The following is a 16,944-nucleotide window of genomic DNA, read 5'->3' as shown; positions in this document are numbered from 1 at the left end:
TAAACGGGTCTCGCCGGTTTTTTGGCTACAGGTCAGCCCCGCTTTTTCGGCGCAAGGTAGGTCCATGTCGGCCCGGCTGTCTCGCCCGATCCGTCCGGCAACGGTATGCGCATCAGTTTTTGCGCCAGCGACTTGATCGAATACATCGTTGGAACAAGGTCGCGCAAAGCGGATTTATCCTCGTTGAAGGCGATGTGCAGACCGTCCAGCAAACCGGACCACGCGGCGTTGAACTCGGCCGAAATCGCGGCGATTTCGGGGGCGGACTTGTAGTTCTCCTCGCTGGGGTCGTCTTTCATGGGCGAGACCGCGCTCCAATCAACGATCAGGTCACCGCCAGTCGGAGGGTCGGTCACAAGATCTTCGGCGCGATAGTAGCGGCTATGTAGGATTTCGTTGAACTTGAAGTAGTGTGCAACGTCCTCATGGCCGGCTGGCCCCGGAATGGTGTCTCCGTCACCCGCTTTGCCACCCAGATTTGCGCCTTCGCCCTCTTCCATGATCTTTTGGATGGCATCAAAAGCCGCCTTGCGACGTTGCGCTGGGGTGCCGGTGATTTCGACAACTTCACCGCCCGCGCCGAAATAGTCGTCATTGGAGATCTGACGCGCGGGGTCGCCGATGAAGATCTCTTTGTCCCCGAACTCCTTACACGCTTCTTCCAGCAGCTTCCTGACATAGGCGTAGAATCCACCGATGGTGGAATAGTGCCCCCTCAATGCCTTGCGGAGGTCTTTCGGCGCGGTTTCGATCTTGCGAAAGCTTTTGACCTGTTTGGGCGAGAATTTGCGCAGACGCACCTCTGGCCCGGCCCCGTTCAAAAGCTCTGTCGGGTATTTCGGCAGCAAGTTGGGATTGTTCAGCTGAGGCGTACCCCCGATCGCGTTCATCACATTCGCCGCAAGAACCATATGCAGCATCTCTTCGACCATGACCTGACGGATCACCTCGATCGGCTCGGCGTTGACGATAGTCGGCTCGGACCGGTCGTATTGCCCCTGCTCCAGGATCGAATAGCAGGCCGTCGCGTAGGGCGGGATTGTCGAAAGCTCCAGCATCAAAGCGTCTTGCAGATGTTTGCAGAGATTTTTGCGCGCGGCGTCCAGTTTCTTTTTCGAACTCATTTCGCACCCCCTTTCCGAACGGCCTTCTGGATGGCTCTGGCGGCCCTGAAGGCCATGGCCGACATCGTCAGCGTCGGGTTGGACGTGGCAATCGTCGGCATCGAGCCTGCGCCCACCAGCCACAGATTGTCGTGATCCCATGCGCGCATCTCGTCATTGGTGACCGAGTTGTGCCGATCCGTCCCAATCCTGTGGGTGCCGACCAGATGGCCTGCACCGAAGAAGGTGTAACCCTTGCCATCATAGGTCAAATACCCAGCATCCGATGGGCTGTAGGAGGTATGGTTCTTAATACCCAGCCGCTGGAAAATCTGCGCGCAGGTGTCATTGGCTGCGGCCAGCCCGGCGCGCGAATAGTCGTCCAGATCATAGCTGATCACCGGGCGGTATTCACCCATTGGCGTGCGATAGGCCGGGTCGATGGTGACTCGGTTTGTGGCTCTGGGCAATTGCTCAACCATCGTGCCAATTCGGACCTGCCGCTGGACATCGTAATAGAGCTTATCGCGCAGGGCGGTGCCATAGAGGTTGTCCTGCTCGACCAGCCGCGCCACGTCGGAGTTCGGGGAGCCAGCGGCAAAGTTCCATCCCCAATTACCGATCTCCAAACGGAAGGCTGCATTCTTGTTCCTAAAGTTTCCGTCCCGGAAATTGGCATAGCTAGAGGTCGATCCGGGCCCGCGAAACGGGCCAACCGGCTCTGGCGCGGCACCCCATGTCATCATGTAAGGGTGGTCCATCAGGTTGCGGCCCAGCTCGTCACTGCTGGTGCAAATCCCCGAGGCCAGCGCCAGAGTGACGTTTTCCACCGCACCGCCAGCCAGCACATATTGCTTCCCTCTGGCCCGGCGCAGTTCGTACTGAGGCACACCGGGGAACGGGTATTTCTTGTAAACAATACCAGATACACGCCCGCTTTCGGCCAGTTCGACCTTTGAGGCGATGGCCTGCGTGATCGTCTCCATCTGATGCTTGGCTTCGTGCTTGGCATCCTCGAGCGTTTTCATCGCGTTGTATTTGGCCTGGATCGGGCAGATCGGAATGCAGCTTGAGTTTCCCTCGCATCGCTGACCCATATAGGCGAATGGTCCGGTCGCGCCGCGCGCGCGGAATTGCTGCCTGCGCTTGTCGCCAACCTGAATGCCCTTGGCAGTTCTTGGCTTGCGCGGAGTTGAGTTCCGGCCCTGCGGCGTGCGCGAGACTTTCAGGTGAACCGTGCTGGTGGCATCCTCGCCGATTTCGATGGGCATCCCATCTGCCTTGGCAAAGAAGCCATCCACGTAAGACGACGGGATCGAATGCATCGGGTAGTCGTATTCCTTGTCGAAATACCCGACATTGTCGTGCCGTCCTGACGTGCGAATACCCAGTGCCTTGGGCGTCTGTTCGTCGGCATCGGCCGAGACACCGATCTCCCACTCGGCGCGCTCATAGTCTGCGCGCAGGTCCTGATAGCCAAAGGGCCAGTCAACGCCTTTGCCAAAGCGGCTTTGCATCTCGAAATCAGCAGGCATCATACGCAGGCTTGTGCCCAGCCAATGTAGCGAGGTTCCGCCAAAGGCCATCAGGTAGTTGCTGCCAAAGGGCAGGGGGCCGCGTTGCACGAAGTACCCGTTGGTGTCCGGCTCGGTGCCTCGTACTGCGGTGATGTCCAGCACCGAAGGCGACGGCAGGGTTGGTAGGTTCGGATAGGGAGAGTTTGGCGTCTTGGCCAGCGACAGATAGTATTGATCCAGGTAGGAGCGATACGTCTCCCACGTCTTGCCGTGGTCTTCTCCGGCTTCGAGGATCAGAACCGAAAGACCGGCCGAGACCAGCTCCTTTGCCAGAATGCCCCCGGCAAACCCGGCCCCCACGATGACCACATCATAGGTCCGGTCGTCATCTGCAATTGCGCTCATTTGCCTGCCCCCCGCTGTTTTGGAGGTTCAAGGCCCCATGCGCCAAAGCCCTGTTGCTTGGCCCCTTGGGGATGCGCGCCGATGGCGTCCCAGACTAGCCCTTCCTTGTAGGACCGGGTCGAGATGATCTTGACCACATCAAACCGCGACGCGCCGTAGCTTTCGCGCCATTCCTGTGAAAGCGGCACCCATTGGCCGGTGTACCAAAGCTGGATCAGCGTGCGCGACAGCGGGCCGAGGCATTTGTCCGACAGATAAGTTTGACGCATGATCCGGTCGTCGTCCTGCCCGCCCAACTTGTCGGAATGAGACAGAAACTCCTTGAGGATTTCGGCGGGCAAGACCTGCTGGAACTGATGCCAGTATTCGCCTGCGCATCCGGTGCCTTGCAACTCTGCGCTGCTATAGCCGGTCAGGGCGGCGCTCACCGTCAGAAAGGCTTGAAACTCGGGGGTGTCATCATGCGTCTTCATGGCGATCCCCATCAATTGCGTCCACATAGAAGCCACGAGGCTCAAAGCAGGCGGGCGGGCTTTCAAAGACCTGCACGGCCACCGGCGTCATATCGGTGAAAAGCGTGCGCATGTCGCGGGTCATCGGGAAATCGTTGTTGCCCAGTTTCAGCTTGAAGCTTTTTGCGATGCGTTTGCCCTCTTTCGTGGTCAACATCGCGGTTTCAAACAGGCCCGAGATGGTCCAGCGAGTCCAAACAGTGCGTCCAAGCCCGGTAGCGAACTCAGGGATCGGAGTGCAGTTGGTCAGAGTCCAGTGATCTCCCTTGAGTTTGCCCAGATCGGCCGTCAGATCGTAAACGATGGTTTGCGGATCGTCGGGATTGACCAGTTGAATCCACCATTTCTTAGGCGAAATCGGTGGGTGTCCCTTCATCTTGGCGTTCAGCGAAGGAACCTTGTAGTTGAACTGGCCCAGAAACTTGGGCTCTCCGAACGCTTGGCGTCCGGCCTTGACAGCCATGGCGTTGTCGGCGGCCACATGAACCCGCAGATGGCCGATGGTTTTTGTCTGATCCCGGCCGTGAAGATACTCGGTCAGGGTCATCTTCGGCACGCCTGGCACCCGGTTCTTGGGATAGGCCAGCAAGTTGAATTCCACCTCGTTCACGAAGCCCAGAGAGTTATCATAGTGCGCGGTATAGCGTTGGAAGTTCAGCAGGATGACGGCCTTGTTCTCGCCGTCTTCATCGGGAAATTCGGCGACACACAGGCCGGTGCCTTTCACAAACTGGCGGGCAACTTCGACCGAGGTGTACCAATACATCCATTGGCATTGCAGCGAGGCATAATAGAAGGGGAACGTGTCAAACTGTTTTGGCAGTTTCGGCATGACGCCGGTGACATCCGTCTGATGGCACGGGTCGCTTTTGGCTTTTTTCTTTGTCATTTGGCTGTGATCTCCCCCACTGGCTGTGACAATTCTACTTGCTCAAATTCCGCCCGATCATGCCTCCGGCTGTTTTGTTTTTAGGGTTTTCAAAATGGCTTTTGCCTCGACCAATGCGGGTGCTTTGGTCTTGTCGGCGGCCACGGCTTTCGAGATCTCACCAAGGCAGTTTGACGAGGTCTCAAGCTCGGCCAATTCCCGAATGACATGCAAAAGCGGGCCGTAATGGCCCAGTTGCAACGCCACCATGGCAGCGTCTTTAAGGTGGCCGATCCCGGCGCTGTCATCCCCGTGGGCCATTGCCAACCGACCGCGCAGGCATGTCAGGCCGACGATCCAGAATTTCTCACCGCTGTCGTTGGCGAAGGCTTCGGCTTCGTCCAACAGTTCCTCGGCCAGTTCCAGTTTACCGTGCAGAATGGCCGCGTCGGCATAAAGGCAAAGGAAGAAGCTCAGACCAAGGCGGCAGCCTGTATCGCGCCATTCGCGCAGGCCCAGGGCTATCTCCTCCAAGGCCTTTTCACCATCAGTGCTCCGGCGCACCCAACCATTCATGACCCGCGCCCAACCGCGCCAGAATTGGAAAGAATATTCCTCGGACAGGGCGATCAAAATGGCCGAACTGTCCTGCACCGTCACCTCATCGCCCCGGAAATGGGAAATCCATCCAAGGAAGGCATTGGCAAAGGACTGGCTGAAAGGGTGCGCGGTTTCTTCGGCATGGACCAGCGCTGCCTTGATCGCTGTCAGGGCGTTGGCTTCGTCGCCAGACAACCAGTAGGAAAGTGCGCGATAACCCTGAAGAGCCACCGCAAGGTCAACCACATCGAAATCGAGGCCCATGAAGCGATGTTCGATGGACAGATTGACCTCAAGCCCGGCCTCAAGATGTTTCAACGCATCTTTCGGATGGCCCAGATAGGTCTGAAGCGACCCCATTGAGCGTTCGGCCGAGACAATGGTCAGCGGGCTCGATAAATCCTGACAGAGCGAGACCAGCCGATCCGCATTCTGTTTCGAGATCTCATATTCCCCGCCCAGCATGGTCGAGCGGAACTGACCGTAGACCACCTTGAACAGTCGCTCGGTCTCGCCATATTCACGGCACAGGGACTGCGCCCGCGCATAGGCCGACAGAACCGATTTATGTGCATAGCCCCTAACGAAGGCCAGAGGCACGGCGATCATGATCTGCATGTCGATCTCACGCCGGTCGCGTTCCTGCGATTGCGGCATTTCCTGCAAGCATTCCAAAGCATGCTGCAAATGTGTTATCGCCTCGACATTCGCTGAATGGTCCAATGCCTGCCGCGCGGCGGTCATCAGTTTGCCTTCGGCGGCGGGGTAATTGCCGGCACGCCAGTAGTGATGGCCCAGAATTTCAGGCTCTCGCGCGACGGTTTCGGCGTATTTCTCCTCGAGAACCGCGGCGATTTGGCCATGCCATCGTGAGGCTGTTGAGCGCAGCATGGATTGATAGGCTGCATCCTGCACCAACGCATGGCGGAACCGGTAGGCATCTGCCGTACCCGGCTGGCCTGCGGGCACGATCAGTTCGGTCTCAAGCAGCTGGTTCAGCGCTTCGGTGATGTCGTTTTCGGTCCAGTCCAGAACCTCGGACAGCAGCTTGCGCTCAAAGTTTCGGCCGATTGCTGCGGCGACCTGAACGATCTCGCGGCTGGCCGACAAACGGTCTAATCTGGCCATCAGTGAGTCCTGCAGCGATTCTGGGATCGCCATGGACAATTCGGCCTGACTCTGGCCGCGGTTGACCAAGAGACCGGATTCCATCGCCATCTTGGTCAGTTCTTCGACAAATAGCGGCACGCCATCGGTGCGATCGGCCAACTGGCTGAGAACTTCCGGCGACGGCCGCACGCCCGAAATGCTCTCAACCAGCTTATATATGTCACGGCGCACAAGCCGGTTGAGTTCCAGACTGGTGACATGGGACTGGTTGCGCCATGGCGACTGGAACTCGGTCCGGGCGGTCATCAGGATCAGGCAGCGGCGGTTCGACACCTGTTCGATCCAGCCGTTGACGAATTCCAGTGTTGAGGCGTCGAACCAATGCACATCGTCGAGCAGCAGCAGCAAGGGATGGTGCTGTTCCAACCCCGCGCACAATTGCAAAAGGGCCTCGATCAGCGCGCCCTTCTCCCGCTCGGGGCCCATCGGCGCGACCAGAGAGGTGCTGTCTTCCAGTCCCATCAGGCGCAGGATAGGTGCGGCGCAGGTTTCAGCATCAAGGTTCAGATTGGTCAGAAACCGGGTGACTTTATCCCGGCTTTCCTCAGGAGGCGCATTGGGCAACATGCCCGTCAGCGTCGTCAGCGCATTCTTGATCGGGAAAAACGCGCTGCTTTGGTGCAAAGGCGATCCGAACAGGGTGAACTGGGTGGAGGCCTCGTCGGTTAGCTTGTCCTTCAGTCCAAATGCGATCTTGGATTTGCCAACGCCCGCGTCGCCGGTCAACAGCAGAACCTGCCCCTCTCCGTCCAGCGCGCCGTCCCATCTGGACTGGACCAGAGCTATCTCGGCAGTGCGCCCGATAGTCGGCGTCTTGTCGTGCGCGAAGTCCTTGCGCCCGGTGTCAAAGCCGGAAATCTTCGGACCGACCACATAGAGCTGCAACGGTGTGCTGACACCCGCCAGGGGCGGACTGCCGATCGAGGTGAAATCCAGACGCTCTCCGACCAGTCTGCGGGTCACTTCCGAAACCACAACCTGACCCACATCCGCAGCAGCCTGAATCCGCGCCGCAACGTTTGGTGTATCGCCAAACAGCCAGACCTTTTCCGAGCTTGATGTGCCTGCCGCCGTGCCCACCACCACAGGTCCGGTGTGAATCCCGATCCGCACATTTGTCGAAACCGATTTGTCCGTCAGCCCCGCATTCCCGTCGCGTGTCGCGCCCGCAATCTCAAGCGCGCAAAGAGCGGCGGAATAGTGGCTGAGTTCCTGCGCGGTGGGATAGCCGAAGATGGCGACCACTCCGTCTCCGGCATAGTTGGCGATTTCGCCGCCGAACTTGGTGACGGTCCGGCCAACCAACTCGCGGTATTGCGTGATCAGTTCGCGGTAATCCTCGGGGTCGAGTCTTTCGGACAAGGCCGTTGAACCCACCAGATCGCAGAACATGACGGTCAGTTGGCGACGTTCGGCCACGTCTTCTGGTGCGTCCTTTGGAGAGGGCAAAGGGGCAGCCGGTGGGGGACTGTCCTGACCCAGCAGCGAAGCCCCACAAGCGGTGCAAAACTTTGCGTGCGCCATCGCTGACGCACCGCAGGACCCACAGGCTAGGGTCAGTGCATTGCCGCAGCCGTGGCAAAAGTTGGACCCGGCAGGATTGGCCGCGCCGCATTCGCTGCAATTAACATTCGGACGTCCCAATATGGCTGCCCCTGAGCGCTGTAATTGCGCCTTATGTGAAACAAAGAAACAATTTCGCTTTCTTTAGTATCACACAATCTACAATTCGTCGCCCTTGAATTGTGCGCTGGTTTTGTGTGCCCGCAAAGGGTTACTCACTGGTGCGGGCTGGTACTGTGGTTAGGACCCCGCTTGCGGTCGCAGAAACCCTCCAATTCTGTCGATGTTTTCGACCAGAAAGAACGGGCTGTCAGAGCCTGGTATGGGCTGAAAAAGCTGCCCATGGTCTTTTTTGAATGCGGTAAAGATCGGGCCGGTCACATGGTCCATAAAGGCTTGGAAGTCCTTGTAGATTTCGATGAAAACGACGGTGCCGTCACTGGAAGGCGGTGCCGAGTTTTCGCCGCCCGTGTGGATGAGGTAGCCCCAGGTGTCCTCTTCCTGCTTCACATCTTGGGCCAATTGCTTGAGGGCTGCGATCCCCTCGGCCTCTTGTTTGGGTTTCAAATACCAGGTCGCGATTATGCTATACATATCGATAGTCCTTTCGAGAGGCAGGTCTGCGTCTTATCCGTGATCATCCCTGCCTAAACGGGTCAAATTGATTGATCTTTGTGGCGCGGTGGCCCTCGGTAAATGAGAGTTCAAAATGCCGAAAGAAAGCCTGCAACAGGCGCGTCGGATGAGGGCCACGCACCCTTTACATTAACATATCATGCGCTGGGCTGGCAAAAACCAGATGTTGTCAGAGGGTGTGAGCGGCTCGGGCCGTCACCGCGCGACGGCCTGACTATCAACCCCGCGAGGAGATCTGCCGAAGAGGTCCATAGGCGGCTTTGAACTGTGCCTTGGCTGCCTCGTAATCTGCGGTTTTGCTGCTGTCGGGCAGAACGCGTTCGCCGATGCTGGGAGGGGTCAGGATGTCTTCGGGCGACGCTCCGGTTTCTGCGATCTGGCCAAGACGTGCGGCACCCAGTGCTGCGCCAAACTCTCCGTCCTGAGGTAGCTCGATTGGCACGTTCAAAACAGTTGCAATCAGCTTGACCCAGTAGCGCGATTTTGTACCGCCGCCGATGCCGATCAGCCGATCAATCCGCGCGCCAGTCTGCACCAGCGCGTCATACGAGTCGCTAAGGCCATAGACGACCCCCTCAAGCACAGCGCAGGTCAGATCGCTCTGGTCAGTGTCTTTTCCCAGCCCGGTAAAGCCGCCGCGAATGTTGGCGTCGTTGTGCGGGGTGCGTTCGCCTGAGAGGTAAGGGTAGAACTGCACGCGGCCGGGTGCTCGCAGCTCGTCGCCCAATGCGCGGGTCAGGTCGGCGGGTTTTTGGCCGGTGATCTGCCCTAGCCAATTCAGGCTGTCGGTTGCAGACAGCATGACGCCCATCTGATACCAGCGATCGGGCACGGCATGGCAAAACGTGTGCAAAGCCGAGGCGGGGTCGGGGTGGTAGCCATCGCGCGCAGCCAGCAGCACTCCGGAGGTGCCAAGCGAAATGAACCCGTCCCCTTCGTTCAGAGCACCCAGGCCACAGGCCGCCGCGGCGTTGTCTCCGGCACCGCCTGCGACGGTGACGCTATTGCGCAGACCCCAACGGCTGGCAAGATCGGCGCGAAGGGTACCTGCGGGCTGGCAGCCCTCAACCAGACGGGGCATCTGAGAGTCCGACATTTGCCCGGCGATCAACAGCTCCTCGGACCATGTACGCCGCGAGACGTCCAGCCAGGATGTGCCAGCGCTATCCGACATGTCAGCGACGTAATCGCCTGTCAGATAGTAGTTCATATAGGCCGCAGGCAGCAGAACCTTCGCGATACGGGCGAAGTTTTCCGGCTCATGTTCCCTGACCCAGAGCAGTTTGGGGGCCGTGAAGCCGGGGAAAACGATATTGCCGGAAATGTCGCGAATACCGGGCAGGGCGTCCAGATGCCGGGCCTCGGCATCCGCGCGCGTGTCGTTCCACAGAATACAGGGCCGGATCACGTCACCGTTGGAATCCAGCAGCGTTGCGCCGTGCATGTGGCCCGCTACGCCAACGGCTCGCAGATCGGCAAATTCGGGATGGGCATCCCGCAACGCGGCAACCGCCCCCTCTAGCGCCGCGATCCATTCGGCGGGGTCCTGTTCGCTCCAGCCAGGATGTTTGTGTTGGGACGTGCAGGAATGCTCTGCCGAACCGAGCACGCTGCCGTCCTCTGCCAAGAGCAGGGCGCGCAGCCCGGACGTTCCCAGATCAATGCCAAGGTAGCTCATACTGCGTCGCCTCTGAATTCACATGTTTGCAAACGGTTTATTCTGTTTTTGAGGAGTCTGCAAAGTGCGGATCAGCCCCCGATATAGCTGCCGGTCTTTGGGCGATAAAAAATCTTCTGATCATGCAGCTTGCCCAGAAGATCATGCATCCTGCGGATGGTGTCTTCGTTGGTCTCGTCCCCCTCAATGGAATAAGAGGCCATCGCCTGTCGCAGGGCCTGTTCGATCAGTTCCATATCCTCGATGGAGAGTTCGAACATGTCATTATATTGCGGCATTTGAGGTCCTCCGGCTGCGGGTGTGAACCCAAAGCATGCCCGGAAAACCCCGAGTTTACCAGATTACGGTCCGTATCAGTCCCTTTGCATCCGCGCTGCATAATATTGTGCAATGGCTTGGGTCCGGTTTTTGACGCCCAGCTTGTCGTAGATGTTCGACAAGTGGAACTTTACGGTGTTCGTCGAAATCTCGAGCTCTTTTGAAAGTTCGCGATTGGACATGCCCTGCGCCAGCGCCTCGAGGATGGAGCGTTCCTTGCGCGACAGGCTTTCGATTGGGTCCTGCTGCATTTTCCGGACGTCTATGAACGGAAACACCATCTTGCCCGCGGCCACCTTCTCGCAGGTGTCCAGAAGCCCTTCAACCTCGCCCGAGCGTGCGGCAAACCCAGCTGCCCCGGCCTGCATCGCCAGTCGTGGAACGTCGGCATTGGCGTCGCCATAGACCACGAAGCGCGGTGCACTGACCTGATCGCGCAGCACCTCGATCAGTTTGGCAGCGCCAAGGGCGGGCAATGTCCAGTCCACCACGCCGACCTGAACAGGCACCCGCATGACCGTGCCAAGGAATCCTTCGGCCGTGGCCGAAGTCGCGACCAATGAGAATCGCGGGTCGCGTTCAAAGATCTCTGACATCGCCGACAGGACCAGAGGGTTGCCGTCTGCCAGCATGACGTCGATGGGCTTTGATGGAGCTTCAGCCATATGAATTTGCCCTTAAAGCTCAAAAACTACCCAAATGGGTGGGTACGTTTTTGGTATACTATCGTATTTTTACACCTTTGGGTAGGTAATATCCCATCCTATTAGGCATGCTAAATCAGTAGTAAGTTACGTTGCGTGATCTGGCAAGACCACGTTTTCTACACGGCAACTCAACCAAACGGGCCGCTGAGCCTGAGAATCAGCCGAGGAAGCCGCACAATGACTTTCCAGATTTTCCCTTCGCTCGAAATCCCCGAAACCCTTGCAGCGGGTCCCGGACCCGGCAACACGGATGCTCGCGTTCTGCAGGCCTTTGCAGGGGCAGGGGTCGCCGATCACATGCAGGGCGACGTTCTGCGCGGAATGATCGAGTGCAAGCATATGCTGCGCGAAATCTGGGGCACGCAGAACGCCTATACTTTTGCCGTCGCTGGCACGGGTTGGAGCGCGCTGGACACCATGTTCTCGGCCGTCATGCCGGGCGACAAGGTTGTGGCTTTTGCCAACGGCACATTCTCGGGCATTGATGCGCTGACCCTGCGGATCAAGGCGGCGACGCCCGCCGAACACGCAGCCAATCCGCTTGACCCACAAGCTGCCAGCGTCACCGTGATCGAGGTTCCGCATGGCCAGTCTGTCACCGGAGAAATCGTCGAAGCAGTCCTGGCCGAGCACAAGCCCAAATGGGCGTTCATGGCCCACTGGGAAACCGGGTCCGGCCGGATCAACGACATTCGCGGTTTTTCGGACGCGTGTGAGCGTCACGGCGCGATGGGTCTGATCGACGCGGTGTCGTCGCTGGGCGTGGATGACTTTTCGATCGACGACTTCCCCGGCGTCGCGGGTTGGGCTTCTTGCCCGCAGAAAGGTCTGTGCTGCCTGCCGCTGACCTACGCTCCGGTTAGTTTCACCGATGCCTTCATCGACAGCCTCAAGACCAGCGGTGCCTACACCTATGTGCACAACCCGATCTTCGAGGCCCGCCACTGGGGTATCGTCGACGGCCAGGATGTCGAGAAAGGCACCTATCACCGGACGCATTCGGGCTATGCCGTGGCCGCCTTCCACGAGGCGCTGCGCCTGACATTGCAGGAAGGGCTGGCCAAGCGCGCAGCGTCTTACCGCATTCACGAACGCGTCTTGCGCGATGCCGTGGTCGAACTTGGGTGCGAGGTCACCTCAGACATGCCCAGCCTGATCGTTCTGAACCTGCCGCCGGAGCTTGCCGGTCGCGAGATGGAATTGGTGCAGAACTGCCGTGTGCGCGGTTTTGGCATCTGGCCCACGCTCAGCGCGCCTGTTCAGGTGCGGATCGGCATTCTCAACCAGCTGAACCGGAAATCCGTCAGCCGGATCGTGCGCCTGTTTGCCGAGGCGATGCGCGAACTGGGCGGACAGATTGATCGGGACGCGATCGAAGCCCTGCTGGAAAGTCGCTACGGCACTTCGATGGCTGCTTAATTTCACTGCAAGAACGGGAGGATTGCAGATGGATATTCACGAATATCAGGCGAAAGAGCTTCTTTCGAATTTCGGCGTCGAAGTACCACCCGGTGCTTTGGCTTATAGCCCGGAACAGGCGGCCTATCGGGCGCGTGAACTGGGGGGTGACAAGTGGATTGTCAAGGCGCAGGTCCATGCAGGCGGGCGCGGCAAGGCCGGAGGGGTCAAGCTGTGCAACACCGAAAATGAGATCTACACAGCCTGTGATGACATGTTCGGCCGCAAGCTGGTCACGCATCAGACCGGCCCCGAAGGCAAGGGGATTTACCGCGTTTACGTGGAGGCCGCGGTGCCGATTGATCGCGAAATCTATCTTGGTTTCGTACTGGATCGTTCGAGCCAGCGGGTCATGATCGTTGCGTCCTCGGAAGGCGGGATGGAGATCGAAGATATCTCGGCCGAGCGCCCGGACAGCATCGTGCGTTCAATCGTTGAACCCGCAGTGGGTCTGCAAGAATTCCAGGCCCGTGAAATCGCGTTCCAACTCGGGCTGGAGCCGAAGCTGATCCAGCACATGGTCCGCACGCTGCAGGGCTGCTACGCGGCCTTCAGCGATCTGGACGCCACCATGGTCGAGATCAACCCTCTGGTCATCACCGGAGACGACCGCGTTTTGGCACTGGACGCGAAGATGAGCTTTGACGACAACGCCCTGTTCCGTCACCCACAGATCGCCGAACTGCGCGACAAAAGCCAGGAAGACCCGCGCGAAAGCCGTGCCGGTGACCGGGGCCTGTCTTATGTTGGTCTCGACGGCAATATCGGCTGCATCGTGAACGGCGCCGGTCTTGCGATGGCGACCATGGACACGATCAAACTGGCTGGGGGCGAACCTGCGAACTTCCTTGATATCGGTGGTGGCGCCTCGCCGGAGCGTGTGGCCAAAGCCTTCCGTCTGGTTCTGTCGGACGACAATGTGCAGGCCATTCTGGTGAACATCTTCGCCGGTATCAACCGCTGCGACTGGGTGGCCGAAGGTGTCGTGCAGGCTCTGAAAGAGCTGGATATAGACATCCCTGTCGTCGTGCGTCTGGCCGGTACCAACGTGGAAGAGGGTCAGAAGATTCTCGCCAAATCCGGTCTTCCGATCATCCGCGCCACCACTCTGATGGAGGCTGCCGAACGCGCTGTCGGCGCATGGCGCAACGACCTTACCCAAGGCACCAAGATGAGGGCTGTGCAATGAGCATTCTTCTAGATCGTAACTCGCGCGTGATCGTGCAGGGTATCACTGGCCGCATGGCGCGGTTCCACACCAAGGACATGCTGAACTACGGCACCAATGTGGTGGGCGGCGTGGTTCCCGGTAAAGGCGGCGAAACCGTCGAAGGCGTTCCGGTCTTTGACACCGTCAAGCAGGCGGTTGAAGCAACCGGCGCGGATGCCAGCCTAGTGTTCGTTCCACCGCCCTTTGCGGCGGACTCGATCATGGAGGCCGCAGATGCCGGTATCCGCTATTGTGTCTGCATCACCGACGGTATTCCGGCGCAGGACATGATCCGCGTGAAGCGCTACATGTACCGCTATCCCAAAGAGAAGCGCATGGTCCTGACCGGGCCGAACTGCGCGGGCACTATCTCGCCTGGTAAAGCGCTGCTGGGGATCATGCCGGGACATATCTACCTGCCGGGCAACGTGGGCATCATCGGTCGCTCGGGGACGCTGGGCTATGAGGCCGCGGCCCAGTTGAAAGAACGAGGGATCGGTGTTTCGACAAGCGTTGGCATCGGCGGCGATCCGATCAACGGCTCGTCCTTCAAAGATATTCTGCAGCGTTTCGAAGAGGATGAGGACACCCATATCATCGCCATGATCGGTGAGATCGGAGGCCCGCAGGAGGCCGAAGCCGCCGAATTCATCCGCGATCACATCACCAAGCCTGTGGTGGCTTATGTTGCTGGTCTGACCGCTCCGAAAGGTCGGACCATGGGTCATGCCGGTGCGATCATCTCGGCCTTTGGCGAAAGCGCCAGCGAGAAGGTTGAAATCCTGTCCGCCGCAGGAGTGACCGTGGCCGAAAACCCCGCGGTGATCGGCGAAACAATCGCCCGCGTGATGGAGGCTGCGTGATGGTCAAACCCTCGGTTCTAGTCACCCGTCGCTGGCCTGCCGCCGTCGAGGCGCAGCTGGCCGAGAACTACAACACGGTGCTGAATAGCGGGGACAAACCCATGTCCCCGGCAGAAATCCGGCATGCGCTGAAATCCTATGATGCGGTCCTGCCGACCGTGACCGATACCCTCAGTTCCGAGGCTTTGGACGTACCCAGCGCGCAGACGAAGATTCTGGCAAATTACGGCGTTGGCTACAGTCACATCTGTGAGCCCTCAGTGCGTGGGCTGGGCATGACCGTCACCAACACGCCGGACGTGCTGTCCGAATGCACCGCCGATATCGCGATGACCCTGCTGCTGATGGTGGCGCGCCGCGCTGGCGAAGGGGAACGCGAGCTGCGGGCCGGCAATTGGACCGGCTGGCGCCCCACGCATCTGATCGGCACCAAGGTAAGTGGCAAGGTGCTAGGCATCATCGGATATGGCCGCATCGGGCAGGAAATGGCCCGGCGTGCTCATCACGGTTTTGGCATGCAGATCGTTGTCTACAACCGCAGCAAAATCGCGCCCGAGACTCTGGCCCAATGCAATGCCACTCAGGTCGAAACCGTGGATGATCTGCTGCCGCAATGCGATTTCGTCTCGCTCCATTGCCCCGGCGGAGCCGCAAACCGGCACATGATCAACGCGCGCCGTCTGGATCTGATGAAACCGGATGCGTTCCTGATCAACACGGCCCGTGGCGAGGTGATCGACGAACGCGCTCTGATCCAGTCCTTGACCTTCGACATGATCGGAGGCGCAGCGCTGGACGTGTTCGACGGAGAGCCCCGCATCAACCCCGACCTTTTGCTATGCGACAACCTTGTGATGCTGCCTCATCTGGGCAGTGCCACCCGTGAGGCGCGCGATGCGATGGGGTTCCGGGTGCTGGACAACCTCAGCGACTTTTTCGAAGGCCGCGAACCGCGCGATCGCGTGATCTAACCTCGCGTATATCAATTCCCTGCTCTGGTCCCTCCATAGGGCCGGGCTTCGGACCGCTCAGGAGGACTGCGTCATGAACGCGCCCAATCGTCTAAATGGTTTTTTCACCCAGTCTTTGTCGGACCGTGATCCTGAGCTTTTTGGCTCGATCACGTCCGAGCTGGGCCGTCAGCGCGACGAGATCGAGCTGATCGCGTCGGAAAACATTGTCTCTGCCGCCGTGATGGAGGCGCAGGGCTCGGTGATGACCAATAAATACGCCGAAGGCTATCCCGGCCGTCGCTACTATGGCGGCTGCCAGTTCGTCGACATTGCCGAAAACCTGGCCATCGACCGCGCGAAAGAGCTGTTTGGTTGCGGCTTTGCCAACGTGCAGCCGAACTCGGGCAGCCAGGCGAACCAGGGCGTGTTCCAGGCGCTGATCCAGCCCGGCGACACCATTCTGGGCATGAGCCTGGATGCCGGTGGTCACCTGACCCACGGTGCCCGCCCGAACCAGTCGGGCAAGTGGTTCAACGCCGTGCAATACGGTGTCCGCAAAGAAGACAACATGCTCGACTACGATCAGGTCGAGGCGCTGGCGAAAGAGCATAACCCCAAGCTGATCATCGCAGGTGGCTCGGCCATCCCGCGTCAGATCGACTTTGCCCGCATGCGCGAGATCGCCGACATGGTCGGCGCCTATTTGCACGTGGACATGGCGCATTTCGCCGGTCTGGTGGCCGCAGGCGAGCATCCAAGCCCCTTCCCGCACGCGCATGTGGCGACCACGACAACCCACAAGACCCTGCGTGGACCTCGTGGTGGTATGATCCTGACCAATGATGAAGATATCGCAAAGAAAGTGAATTCGGCGATCTTCCCCGGCATTCAGGGTGGTCCTCTGATGCATGTCATCGCAGGCAAGGCGGTTGCCTTCGGCGAGGCTCTGCGCCCCGAGTTCAAGACCTATATCCAGCAGGTCATTACCAACGCGCAGGCGCTGTCGGATCAGCTGATCAAGGGCGGTCTGGACACGGTGACCCACGGCACCGACACCCATGTTGTGCTGGTCGACCTGCGCCCCAAAGGTGTGAAGGGCAACGCGACCGAGAAGGCTTTGGGCCGGGCGCATATTACCTGCAACAAGAACGGCGTGCCGTTTGATCCGGAAAAGCCGACCATCACCTCGGGCATCCGTCTGGGTTCTCCAGCTGGCACCACGCGCGGCTTCGGCGAGGTCGAATTCCGCCAGATCGCGGACTGGATCATCGAAGTGGTCGACGGTCTGGCCGCCAATGGCGAAGACGGCAATGCCGAGGTCGAGGCCAAGGTCAAAGCAGAAGTCGCCGACCTCTGCGCCAGATTCCCTATCTATCCGAACCT

The 16,944-nt window shown here is 59.2% G+C and carries 14 protein-coding genes; 5 read left to right on the top strand and 9 right to left on the bottom strand.

Features of this window, described 5'->3' with window-relative positions; all coding sequences use genetic code 11:
* Window positions 1-32 precede the first annotated feature (32 nt).
* The 9 genes from ACP15L_RS13705 to ACP15L_RS13665 all read right to left on the bottom strand — a co-directional run bounded on the left by ACP15L_RS13705 (window position 33) and on the right by ACP15L_RS13665 (window position 11,035).
* Window positions 33-1,124, bottom strand: a complete 1,092-nt coding sequence (locus ACP15L_RS13705; protein ID WP_425084590.1) for a ferritin-like domain-containing protein — start codon at window positions 1,122-1,124, stop codon at window positions 33-35.
* On the bottom strand, window positions 1,121-3,025 hold the full coding sequence (locus ACP15L_RS13700; protein WP_425084589.1) for a GMC family oxidoreductase: 1,905 nt from the start codon (window positions 3,023-3,025) through the stop codon (window positions 1,121-1,123). Before ACP15L_RS13700 ends, ACP15L_RS13705 begins: the two co-directional genes overlap by 4 nt.
* Entirely contained in the window at window positions 3,022-3,498 is a 477-nt protein-coding gene (locus ACP15L_RS13695) for a hypothetical protein (RefSeq protein ID WP_425084588.1), read from the bottom strand. The genes ACP15L_RS13700 and ACP15L_RS13695 overlap by 4 nt, the downstream gene beginning before the upstream one ends.
* Window positions 3,485-4,426 (bottom strand): hypothetical protein, encoded by a 942-nt coding sequence (locus ACP15L_RS13690; protein WP_170705819.1) that lies wholly within the window; start codon window positions 4,424-4,426, stop codon window positions 3,485-3,487. The genes ACP15L_RS13695 and ACP15L_RS13690 overlap by 14 nt, the downstream gene beginning before the upstream one ends.
* 57 nt (window positions 4,427-4,483) lie before the next feature.
* On the bottom strand, window positions 4,484-7,819 hold the full coding sequence (locus tag ACP15L_RS13685) for an adenylate/guanylate cyclase domain-containing protein (RefSeq protein WP_425084587.1): 3,336 nt from the start codon (window positions 7,817-7,819) through the stop codon (window positions 4,484-4,486).
* A 159-nt stretch (window positions 7,820-7,978) separates the two neighbouring features.
* Window positions 7,979-8,332 carry a putative quinol monooxygenase gene (locus ACP15L_RS13680; RefSeq protein WP_419739301.1) on the bottom strand — a complete coding sequence of 118 codons (354 nt, stop codon included), beginning with the start codon at window positions 8,330-8,332 and terminating at the stop codon, window positions 7,979-7,981.
* 259 nt (window positions 8,333-8,591) lie between these two features.
* Entirely contained in the window at window positions 8,592-10,052 is a 1,461-nt protein-coding gene (gene xylB, locus ACP15L_RS13675; protein ID WP_425084586.1) for a xylulokinase, read from the bottom strand.
* 71 nt (window positions 10,053-10,123) lie between these two features.
* On the bottom strand, window positions 10,124-10,330 hold the full coding sequence (locus tag ACP15L_RS13670) for a hypothetical protein (RefSeq protein ID WP_425084585.1): 207 nt from the start codon (window positions 10,328-10,330) through the stop codon (window positions 10,124-10,126).
* Window positions 10,331-10,405: 75 nt separating this feature from the next.
* Window positions 10,406-11,035, bottom strand: coding sequence for a LuxR C-terminal-related transcriptional regulator (locus tag ACP15L_RS13665; RefSeq protein WP_419739303.1), 630 nt, complete (start codon window positions 11,033-11,035; stop codon window positions 10,406-10,408).
* Between the two features lie 219 nt (window positions 11,036-11,254).
* On the opposite strand from ACP15L_RS13665, the gene ACP15L_RS13660 reads away from it, so the two are divergent.
* From ACP15L_RS13660 to glyA, 5 genes are all read left to right on the top strand, one after another.
* On the top strand, window positions 11,255-12,496 hold the full coding sequence (locus tag ACP15L_RS13660) for an aminotransferase class V-fold PLP-dependent enzyme (protein ID WP_425084584.1): 1,242 nt from the start codon (window positions 11,255-11,257) through the stop codon (window positions 12,494-12,496).
* Window positions 12,497-12,524: 28 nt separating this feature from the next.
* Entirely contained in the window at window positions 12,525-13,724 is a 1,200-nt protein-coding gene (locus ACP15L_RS13655; protein ID WP_170556060.1) for a malate--CoA ligase subunit beta, read from the top strand.
* Window positions 13,721-14,608, top strand: coding sequence for a succinate--CoA ligase subunit alpha (gene sucD / locus ACP15L_RS13650; protein ID WP_170380404.1), 888 nt, complete (start codon window positions 13,721-13,723; stop codon window positions 14,606-14,608). Before ACP15L_RS13655 ends, sucD begins: the two co-directional genes overlap by 4 nt.
* Window positions 14,608-15,579 (top strand): 2-hydroxyacid dehydrogenase, encoded by a 972-nt coding sequence (locus tag ACP15L_RS13645; protein ID WP_425084745.1) that lies wholly within the window; start codon window positions 14,608-14,610, stop codon window positions 15,577-15,579. The genes sucD and ACP15L_RS13645 overlap by 1 nt, the downstream gene beginning before the upstream one ends.
* Window positions 15,580-15,652: 73 nt before the next feature.
* On the top strand, window positions 15,653-16,944 hold a 1,292-nt coding region (gene glyA, locus ACP15L_RS13640), incomplete at its 3' end, for a serine hydroxymethyltransferase (RefSeq protein WP_425084583.1).

The sequence above is a fragment of the Ruegeria profundi genome, assembly GCF_049800715.1.
Taxonomy (GTDB): domain Bacteria; phylum Pseudomonadota; class Alphaproteobacteria; order Rhodobacterales; family Rhodobacteraceae; genus Ruegeria; species Ruegeria profundi_A.
This window is presented reverse-complemented; position numbering and strand designations above follow the sequence as displayed.

What these genes read in the sequence shown, in the direction of transcription:
- ACP15L_RS13670 (WP_425084585.1), bottom strand. Translation starts at nt 10,330, where the DNA reads ATGCCGCAATATAATGACATGTTCGAACTCTCCATCGAGGATATGGAA.
- ACP15L_RS13660 (WP_425084584.1), top strand. Translation starts at nt 11,255, where the DNA reads ATGACTTTCCAGATTTTCCCTTCGCTCGAAATCCCCGAAACCCTTGCA.
- ACP15L_RS13700 (WP_425084589.1), bottom strand. Translation starts at nt 3,025, where the DNA reads ATGAGCGCAATTGCAGATGACGACCGGACCTATGATGTGGTCATCGTG.
- ACP15L_RS13705 (WP_425084590.1), bottom strand. Translation starts at nt 1,124, where the DNA reads ATGAGTTCGAAAAAGAAACTGGACGCCGCGCGCAAAAATCTCTGCAAA.
- ACP15L_RS13680 (WP_419739301.1), bottom strand. Translation starts at nt 8,332, where the DNA reads ATGTATAGCATAATCGCGACCTGGTATTTGAAACCCAAACAAGAGGCC.
- ACP15L_RS13690 (WP_170705819.1), bottom strand. Translation starts at nt 4,426, where the DNA reads ATGACAAAGAAAAAAGCCAAAAGCGACCCGTGCCATCAGACGGATGTC.
- ACP15L_RS13645 (WP_425084745.1), top strand. Translation starts at nt 14,608, where the DNA reads ATGGTCAAACCCTCGGTTCTAGTCACCCGTCGCTGGCCTGCCGCCGTC.
- ACP15L_RS13655 (WP_170556060.1), top strand. Translation starts at nt 12,525, where the DNA reads ATGGATATTCACGAATATCAGGCGAAAGAGCTTCTTTCGAATTTCGGC.
- ACP15L_RS13665 (WP_419739303.1), bottom strand. Translation starts at nt 11,035, where the DNA reads ATGGCTGAAGCTCCATCAAAGCCCATCGACGTCATGCTGGCAGACGGC.
- ACP15L_RS13695 (WP_425084588.1), bottom strand. Translation starts at nt 3,498, where the DNA reads ATGAAGACGCATGATGACACCCCCGAGTTTCAAGCCTTTCTGACGGTG.
- xylB (WP_425084586.1), bottom strand. Translation starts at nt 10,052, where the DNA reads ATGAGCTACCTTGGCATTGATCTGGGAACGTCCGGGCTGCGCGCCCTG.
- sucD (WP_170380404.1), top strand. Translation starts at nt 13,721, where the DNA reads ATGAGCATTCTTCTAGATCGTAACTCGCGCGTGATCGTGCAGGGTATC.